Consider the following 3372-nt stretch of genomic DNA (forward strand, 5'->3'; position numbering starts at 1 on the left):
GCGGGCAAGTCGACGCTGGCGCACCACGTGGCGCTGGCCCTGACGGGTTCCGTGCCGCCCGGTCCGCTGGCGGCCCTGTCGGGCCGCGTGCCGCTCGTCGTGGAGCTCCGCGAGTACGCCGCCGCGCCCTGGCGGGACCGTACCTTCGAGGACTTCTTCGACCACCTGCACACCACGAAGGGCCTGGCACCGCCGCGTCCGGTACTCGGGCGGCTCCTCGCCGAGGGGCGCGTGGTCGTCGTCTTCGACGGGCTCGACGAGCTCTTCGACCCCGCGGCGCGCGAGCAGGTCGGCCACCGCATCGCCGACTTCGCGAGCCGCCGCGGGGCGGCCGGGACACGGGTGGTCGTCACCTCCCGCGTCATCGGCTACCAGCGAGGCGTGCTCGAACGCGCCGACTTCGCCCACCACATGATCCAGGATCTGAGCGCCGAGCAGATCGGCCGCTTCACGCGCCAGTGGTACGCGACCGCGTGCCCGCACGACACCGAGCGCGCCGGACGCCTGTCCCGCCGCCTCCAGGAGGCGGTCACCGGCTCCCGGCCCATACGCGAACTCGCGGGCAACCCGCTCCTGTTGACGATCCTGGCCATCATCGGCCGCCGCAGGGAGCTGCCCCGCGACCGGCAGGGCGTCTACCGCCACGCGGTCGCGGTCCTGGTCGCCCACTGGGACGAGCACGCCAAGCACCTGCGGGACCCGGCCGGAGCCGACGCGATGTCGTACCTGGGCGACGAGGACCGGCACGAGCTGCTCCGCCTCGTGGCGCGCCGCATGCAGGACGGCCGCGGCGGCATCGCGGGCAACCACATCCACGCCGACGAACTCCTCGCCACGTTCAGGCAGTACCTGTGCGAGCAGTACGAACTGCCCGTCGCGCAGGCGGTGGCGGCGGCCCGCACGATGGTCCGGCAGTTCCGGGAGCGGAACTTCATCCTGAGCCATTACGGGGGCGGGGTGTACGGGTTCGTGCACCGGGCGTTTCTTGAGTATCTGGCGGCGGAGGACATCGACCGGCGGTACACCCGCTACCGGGAGTGGAGCCGGGCGGAGCTCGTCGAGCAGGTCTTCGCCGCGCATGCGGCGGACCCCGCCTGGCACGAGGTGCTGCTGCTCCTGGTCGGGCAGATCGGGGAGCCGGAGGCCGCGGCGGCGATCGACCGGCTGCTGGCGCTGCACCGGTCGCGGACCGGCGAGGACGACACGCGGTTCGTCGTGCTGGCGGTCCGTGCGCTGGCGGAGGTGCGCAGGGTCGGGCCGCTGGCGGCGCAGAGCCGGGCGGTCGTCGACGCGGTGATCTCCGTGCTGGAGTCGGTGGATCCCGACAGCTACGTACTGCCCGAACTCGCCGATGCGCTGCCCGCGTTCGGGGCCTTCGCGCCCCACTGGAGCGGCCGGGCCCGGCTGCTGCGCTGGTTCCATCTGCGGGGGCAGTACGCGCGTGCGGCGGGGCTGTCCGTACGGATCGCCTGCGCGCTGTATCAGGGGGCGGCGCCGCACCGGATCATGGCGGTGCACGGCCATACCCCGGAGCTGCAGGGCGAGGCCATGGAGCACCTGGTCCGCAGGTGGGGCGGCGAGGGCGCGACCTGGGACGTGCTCCGCGAGCGCATGGTCGCCGACCGGGCCTCCGAGGCCAGGAAGGCCGCCCTGCTGCTCCTGCGCGGACACCGGTGGGACGAGGCGGCCGTGCGGGAGCTGGTGCGGGAGCGGGCGGTCGCCGACCCGAGCGAATGGGTGCGCAAGGCCGCGCTGCACGCGCTCGCCACGGACCCGTCGGACGAGGAGAGGGACGTGGCCGCCCAGGCCCGGGAGCGTGCGACGGCCGATCCTCATCCGCTGGTCCGTGGCGAGGCGCTGCGGTCCCTGGCCCGGTTGCGGGGCGGTGAGGAAGAGACGCTGCGGCTGATCCGGACCGAGGTGGCGTCCGCCGCGGAGCCGGTCGTGCGGGCGGCGGCCGTGGAGGTCCTGTATCTGCAGTGGAAGTCGGACCCCGGCACGCGCGGCCTGGTCGTCGAGGCCGGCGTCCGGGATTCCTCGGCCCGTGTCCGGCAGTTGGCGTTGGCCGTGCTGCAGCACGGGTGGCGGGAGGAGGCCGCCACCCTGAGCCTTCTGTGCGAGCGCGTCGTCGACGACCCCGATGAGTTCTTCCGGGGTGCCCTGCTGGATTCGATGATGACCGGCTGGCCCGATCACCGCCGGGTCCGGGAGCTGGCGGGCGACCGCTTGTGCCACGACCCCTCCGAATACGTCCGCTACCGGGCCCTGGACGCGTGGCGCCGGGGGCCGGACGACGATGACGCCGCGTGGGAACCGCTGCGTCGCTGCGCACGGCACGACGAGCGGTTCACGATGCGGAGTCTCGCTCTGGGAAAGCTGAGTGACCTCGCCGGGGACGACGCAGCCACCGCGGAGCTGCTGCGCGACAGCCTGTTCGACGACCCCGACGGCGGCACCCGCGCCAACGCCCTGTACTGGCTCACGAAGCTGCGCCCCGCCGACGAGGCCGTCTGGCGACTGACCCGTGAACTGGCGGTCGATGCCCCGCACGGGAGCACCCGCGCGGTCGCCCTTCGACAGCTGGTCGCGTGCCGGGGCGAGGACCCCGGCACGTGGCAACTGGTCCGGGGCCGCGCCGTCACCGACCCCGACCAGAACGTCCGGCTGGAGGCAGCCCGGCAGCTGGGCGCCCGGCACGAGGCGGGGGACTTCCTCCGCGCCCTGGCGGTCGGCGACCCAGCCCCGGCGGTCCGCCGCGCCGCCCTGCAGGCGCTGGGCCGGCGTCCGGACGGAGTGGCCGGTGCGCGGCAGGCCGTCGCCGGTCTCGCCGCCGACGACCCCGACGACCGCACCCGCCTCGTCGCCCTCCGGCTGCTCGGCGTCCTGCATGCCTCGGACCCGGGTACGGGCAACGTCCTGCGTGAGCGCGCGCGCTCCGACACCGACCCCAAGGTCCGCCGCTCGGCCCTGCGGTGGCTGGCCGTCGTCGACCCGGGCGACTCCGCCGCCGAGGCGGTCCGCGACCGCGCCGTCGCGGATCCGGCCGCCGACGTGCGCATCGCCGCCCTGCGCGTCCTTGCGTTCGGCTGGCCGGAGCGTCCGGACACGCTGCCGCTGCTCAGGGAGCGGACCGGCGCCGACGCCGACTCGGAGGTCCGTGAGGAGGCCGTACGCGCCCTCGCGGCGGCGGAGGCGATGGCGCCGCCCGACGGGGAGCTGCCGTGACGCACGAGGGTGCGTAGGGGGGCGCAAGGGGGCGGCGGGGCGGCTCGGCGACGCGATGCCGGGCTACCGCCCGGTCAGCCTCCGCAGCGTCGCCCGCCCCGCGCGGCCCCACCTGACCTTGCCGCCGGGCAGGCCCCGTTCGCCGTT

At 75.1% G+C, this 3372-nt stretch carries 1 protein-coding gene; it reads left to right on the forward strand.

What is annotated here, in order from left to right:
- Positions 1–3225, forward strand: a 3225-nt coding sequence (locus AOK03_RS24415; protein WP_055567484.1) for a HEAT repeat domain-containing protein, incomplete at its 5' end; no start/stop codon positions are given.
- Positions 3226–3372: the final 147 nt, after the last annotated feature.

Origin of the sequence: Streptomyces atriruber, from assembly GCF_001418325.1 — a bacterium.
GTDB classification, from domain to species: Bacteria; Actinomycetota; Actinomycetes; order Streptomycetales; family Streptomycetaceae; genus Streptomyces; species Streptomyces atriruber.